Raw genomic sequence first — 5643 nt, 5'->3', positions numbered from 1 at the left:
GGCGAAATCGATTATATCTATCCTGAACTCGACCCCAAGACCCGCACCCTGCCGGTGCGGCTAAGGTTCGACAACTCGGAGGGGCTTTTGCGGCCCAACATGTTCGGAACCGTTAGTCTTGTTCCGGGCCGGACACGAACGGCTCTGACAGTGCCGTCCGAGGCGGTCATCCGGACCGGTTCGGCCGAGCGCGTCATTTTGAAGACCGGCGAAGGAACCTTCAAGCCGCGGCTGGTTACATCCGGCCTGCGCGACAATTTCGGTGAGGGTGGCCGGACCGAAATTGTCCAAGGGCTCGCGCCGGGTGAGGAAGTCGTCGCGTCCGCGCAGTTCCTGATCGACAGCGAAAGCGCGCTCAGCGCTGGTCTAATGCGTATGGCGCCAACTGACGAGGCGCCAGCGCGCGGCACCGGCAGGCTTGTCACGCTGGACCGCGAGAACCGGCTGGTGACGATCCGGCACGGCCCTCTCGACAGCCTTGACTGGCCGGCAATGACCTCCGTCTTTCCAGTGCGGGCGGATGTTCCGCTCGATCATCTGGGCGAAGAATCCGAGATCGCATTCACGGTTGCCCGAGGCGCGGACAACCTTCTTGCTCTGATAGAGATCGGTGCCGATGACGGCGTTGCCGCCACAGGGACTGGCACGATCCACGCCGTGAACCCGGACGGCACACTGACCGTGTCGCACGATCCGATTCCGGCGCTTGGCTGGCCCGCGATGGAGATGGAGTTCGAGGTGGCCGGGCTGGGTCCCGAGACGGTGGTTCTGGACAGCCCGGTCGAGTTCGATCTGGCCAAGGACGACACGGGCATGTTCAGCATTGTCGCGGTCCGGGAAAAAGCAGCCACTGCGGCGCCAGCGTCCGGGGAAACCGCGATGGCGGAGGCGGCACCAATCGTCGTCCGCGGCACCATTGACGCCGTCGACCCTGCTGCACGCACGGCGACGATAAGCCATGGCCCGATGACTGAACTCGGGATGCCCGGCATGACGATGGACTTTTCCATCTCCGAGGAGTTGGAACCGGCGGCACTGGTCACAGGAACCGAGACGACCTTAACGTTTGTCCGGCCCGACGGGATGACGCTGTTGCTGGCGGACGCCGAACCTGTCATTGCCCCGATGAAAGTCGCTGGCATTATCAACTCGACAAATCCGGACCGGGGCATGGTGAACATCACTCATGACGCCATGGTCGAGCTTGGAATGCCGGGAATGACAATGGATTTCGCTGTGGATGATGCCTTAGACCAGGCAATCCTTCCGATAGGCGAGAGAGTGAGCCTTTTGTTCCGCCGCAACCCCGATTTCTCGCTGACGCTGGTCGGCATCGCCACCGTACCGGAGGTGAGCTAATGATACCCGCGATCATCCGTCATTCCCTAGCCAACCGGTTCATGATTCTCGCGCTTTCAGTGGTGATCGGATTTGCCGGGATATGGGCAATCCGCGCGACCCCGGTGGATGCCATCCCTGACCTTTCGGACGTGCAAGTGATCGTCCGCACTCCGTACCCCGGGCAAGCGCCACAGGTTGTCGAGGACCAGATCACATACCCGCTTGCCACTGCGATGCTTGCAGTCCCGGGCGCTAGCGATGTGCGCGGCTTTTCGTTCTTCGGCGACAGCTATGTCTATATTGTCTTCGAGGACGGCACCGACCTTTACTGGGCGCGGACCCGCGTCCTGGAATACCTCGGGCAAATCGCATCCCGCCTGCCTGAAGAAGTGTCTCCGCAGCTGGGGCCCGACGCGACCGGCGTTGGCTGGATCTACCAGTACGCGCTGATCGACCGGAGCGGAAACCACGATCTGGCACAGCTCCGGACCTTGCAGGATTGGTTTTTGAAGTACGAGCTGCAGACCGTCGACGGCGTGTCAGAAGTCGCTACCATCGGCGGCATGGTCCGTCAGTACCAAGTCGTGGTCGACCCGGACAAACTGCGTGCCTACGACATCACACTTCCCCAATTGCGGGACGCCATTCAGGCTGCGAACCGGGAAACCGGCGGCAGTGTCATTGAGATGGGCGAGGCTGAGTTCATGGTGCGCTCGACCGGCTATGTCGATGAACTGGCCGATCTTGCTCGCGCACCGCTAATGGTGAACGAACGCGGCGCCGCGGTCACACTTGGGGATGTCGCCGATATCCGTTTTGGGCCTGAGCTTCGCCGCGGCGTCGGAGAATTTGGCGGCGAAGGCGATGCAGTGGGCGGCGTTGTGATCCTGCGTTGGGGCGGCAACGCGCTTGCCACGATCAAGAACGTCGAGGAGCGGATCGAGCAAATCCGCCCGAACCTTCCTGAAGGCGTAGAGCTGGTGACCACCTACAGCCGCGCTGGCGTCATCGAGCGCGCCATTGACAACCTGCAGGACAAGCTGACCGAAGAGTTCATCGTCGTCGTGCTGGTATGTGCGGCGTTCCTGCTGCACATGCGCTCATCGCTGGTGATCCTGCTGTCTCTGCCTCTTGGGATATTCGCGGCCTTCATCATCATGAAGCTGCAGGGAGTGAATGCCAACATCATGTCACTGGGCGGCATAGCCATTGCCATCGGAGCCATGGTGGACGCAGCGATCGTTATGATCGAGGCTATGCACCGCAGGCTGGAAAGCGAAAAGCTGACCGACCAGAACCGATGGCGGATCGTCGGTGAATGCGCATCGGAAGTTGGGCCTGCACTTTTCTATTCGCTGGCGATCATCACGGTGAGCTTTCTCCCGGTCTTCGTGCTGGAAAGCCAGGAGGGCAGACTGTTCAAACCGCTGGCCTTTACCAAAACCTACGCAATGGCTGCGGCGGCGATCCTGTCGATCACTCTGGTTCCGGTCCTGATGGGATACTTCGTGCGCGGGCGGATCATGCCGGAACACAAAAACCCGCTTAACCGCGCAGTGATCTTGGCCTACCGTCCGTTTCTCGACGCCGCGGTTGCCTGGCCCTGGGCAACGACGCTGCTGGCGGTGGCGCTGGTCGGCTCGATGTGGTGGCCTCTTCAGCGGATAGGCAGCGAGTTCATGCCGGAACTCAACGAAGGCGACTTTCTCTACATGCCCTCACTGTATTCGGGCGTATCCATCGGCAAGGCGCGCGAGATCCTGCAGCAGACAGACCGGTTGATCGCAACGGTGCCCGAGGTGAAGACGGTCCACGGCAAGCTCGGCCGCGCTGAATCGGCGACCGATCCAGCGCCCCTGACGATGATCGAAACGACGATCCAGCTGAAGCCGGAGTCCGAATGGAGGCCGGGAATGACGATGGACCGGATCCGCGAGGAACTTGACCGCACGGTTCAGGTGCCGGGGGTGACAAACGTCTGGATTCAGCCGATCAAGAACCGGATCGACATGCTGGCAACCGGCATCAAGACGCCTGTCGGGGTGAAGATCTCGGGTGCGGATCTCTCTGTCATCGAAGGAATCGGGGTTGAAATCGAACGTGCCGTGGCCGATATCGAGGGTACAGCATCGGCCTATGCCGAACGGCCCGTGGGCGGGCGTTTCATCGAAATCGATGTCAACCGCGAAGCGGCAGCGCGTTACCTGATAAGCGTGCGTGACGTTCAGGATGTCGTGCAGACCGCGATCGGGGGCATGCAGGTCTCGGAAACGGTCGAGGGCCTCGAACGCTTCCCGATCAACCTGCGCTATCCGCAGGAATGGCGAAACAGCCCTGAACGCCTTCAGGGTCTGCCGGTTGTGACCCCCTCGGGGGCGCACATCCCCCTTGGTGCCCTCGCTGAGGTCCGCATCGTCGACGGCCCGGGCATGATCCGGTCCGAAAACGCCCGGCGCACCGGCTTCGTCTTCATCGACATCGCTGGCCGAGACCTTGGCAGCTACGTGACCGAGGCACGCGCCCGCGTCGCGGAGGAGGTAGCGCTTCCGCCAGGCTACTCCATCACTTGGTCCGGCCAGTACGAATACATTCAGCGGATGCAGCAGCGGCTGACACTGGTGGCACCTGCCACGCTGCTGCTCATCACGCTTATGCTGTTCCTGGCGTTCAACCGCGTGATCGAGGTTGGCATCATCCTTGCCGCGCTGCCAGTGGCTCTGGCGGGCGGGGTCTGGTTCCTGTGGTACCTCGGCTTCGACATCTCGGTCGCCGTTCTGGTGGGCTTCATTGCACTGGCCGGTGTCGCCGTCGAGACCGCCATCGTTATGCTTCTGTATCTCAATCTGGCTTGGGAGAAGCGAAAGAAGCTTGCCATCTCGGAGAACCGGAGGCTGGCGCCACTCGATATTGAAGAAGCCGTGTTCGAGGGCGCACTGCTACGTGTTCGTCCTAAAGTGATGACAGTTGCGACGATTTTCGCCGGTCTAATCCCGATCATGTACGGCCACGGCACCGGATCAGAAATCATGCAGCGCATTGCGGCGCCGATGGTCGGAGGCATGGTCACGGCGACGCTGCTGACGCTTTTCGTCATCCCTGCGGTCTTTGTCATCTGGAAGCGTCTGGCTTTGCGGCGCGTTAATCGCGAGATCGGCAGCCCTCCACCAGCGGGCGAAACGGCCGTTCCGGCCGAATGAATCTCACGAAACTCTGACCCTTAAGAGGATATCCAATGAAATACTTCACCTTCTCCAGTATTGTCCTTGCCTTTTGCACCAGCGGCGCTTTGGCTCAAACAACCCACAGCATGGATCACTCCGGCATGCACAGGAGTGATAGCCAGATGGAGGGCGCAGTACACGCCACCGCCGTCGTCAACTCGATCAGAGATGGCTCCGTAAATGTCAGCCACGACCCCATTCCCGAAATCGGCTGGCCCGGCATGACGATGGGCTTGCCGCTCCTGGCCGACGCGCAAATCATGGGAGACGTTGCACCCGGCGACAAGGTTACCCTCATGCTGATCAAGGGCGCTGACGGAATGTACGCAATCGGTGCCATGATGCCGAATTGACCAACGCGGTCTCGGAGCCGCACCAAAAGCCCCGAAACTCACCCTCGAGGCATAGAACGCCGCGCCGCTGATCCGGTGCCACCGGCAATCCCGGTGCGGATCACTCCTCATGCGCGGCGTTCACATTAGCAACGAACATCTGCCGGCGCATCTCAGTTGGGGGCGGCGCTGATGAGAACTTCCAATTCGATTGCGAGGCAAGCTTGGACTGCTGTTACAAATGACCAACCAGCCTTGATGAGCGAAGCAGCACTACCGGCTGGCGCAGAGCTTCATGCCTTCGCCAAAACCCGTTTTGCAATCCATGTGCAGAAGGATCCTCCTGTCTCAGATCCAAACCGATTGCAGTCTCATGATCACCGCGGCTACTCCCGTCAATGCCAGCGCAAATATTGCGAAGAAAACCAGCGCAAGCAGGATCGGCCCGAACTTGCCCGGCAGCTTGTATTCCAGTCTGCGCAGCCATTTCGGCCGGCCGGAGCCCCTTTCAAAATTGCTGTCGATCACTGAAGCGTATAGGGGCAATGCGCTGACCAGTGTCGCGTAAAGGTAGACCCCGGAAATGTTCTCAAAAAAGGCGGATCGAACAAGTGTGGGCCCAACCACCTGCAGCGCCTGCCAGTGATCCCCTCCGAACGAGCCGAACCAGTCCGCCGAGACGAAATAGATTACCCCATGCAGCAGGACAAAAATGACGACCCTTGCAGGCAGGTCGATCAGGAGGATAC

At 60.6% G+C, this 5643-nt stretch carries 3 protein-coding genes and 1 pseudogene; 3 read left to right on the top strand and 1 reads right to left on the bottom strand.

Annotated elements, in window-relative coordinates:
• The 3 genes from A2I95_RS25370 to A2I95_RS25360 form a co-directional block, all read left to right on the top strand.
• The coding region (locus tag A2I95_RS25370) for an efflux RND transporter periplasmic adaptor subunit (protein ID WP_291734383.1) at window positions 1-1359 on the top strand (1359 nt) is incomplete at its 5' end.
• Window positions 1359-4538, top strand: a complete 3180-nt coding sequence (locus A2I95_RS25365; RefSeq protein ID WP_291734381.1) for a CusA/CzcA family heavy metal efflux RND transporter — start codon at window positions 1359-1361, stop codon at window positions 4536-4538. The genes A2I95_RS25370 and A2I95_RS25365, both read left to right, overlap by 1 nt.
• 35 nt (window positions 4539-4573) lie before the next feature.
• Window positions 4574-4915 (top strand): copper-binding protein, encoded by a 342-nt coding sequence (locus A2I95_RS25360; protein WP_291734379.1) that lies wholly within the window; start codon window positions 4574-4576, stop codon window positions 4913-4915.
• Window positions 4916-5242: 327 nt separating this feature from the next.
• Here the strand turns inward: A2I95_RS25360 and A2I95_RS25355 are convergent.
• A pseudogene (locus A2I95_RS25355) lies at window positions 5243-5643 on the bottom strand (hypothetical protein); the annotation flags it as partial.

The sequence above is a fragment of the Leisingera sp. F5 genome (assembly GCF_001593695.1).
Note: the sequence above shows the minus strand (reverse complement) of the source record. Positions and strands in the feature narration are given on the sequence as shown.

Bases quoted from the DNA above. Each gene is read 5' to 3' on its own strand.
- A2I95_RS25365 (WP_291734381.1), top strand. From the start codon at position 1,359: ATGATACCCGCGATCATCCGTCATTCCCTAGCCAACCGGTTCATGATT.
- A2I95_RS25360 (WP_291734379.1), top strand. From the start codon at position 4,574: ATGAAATACTTCACCTTCTCCAGTATTGTCCTTGCCTTTTGCACCAGC.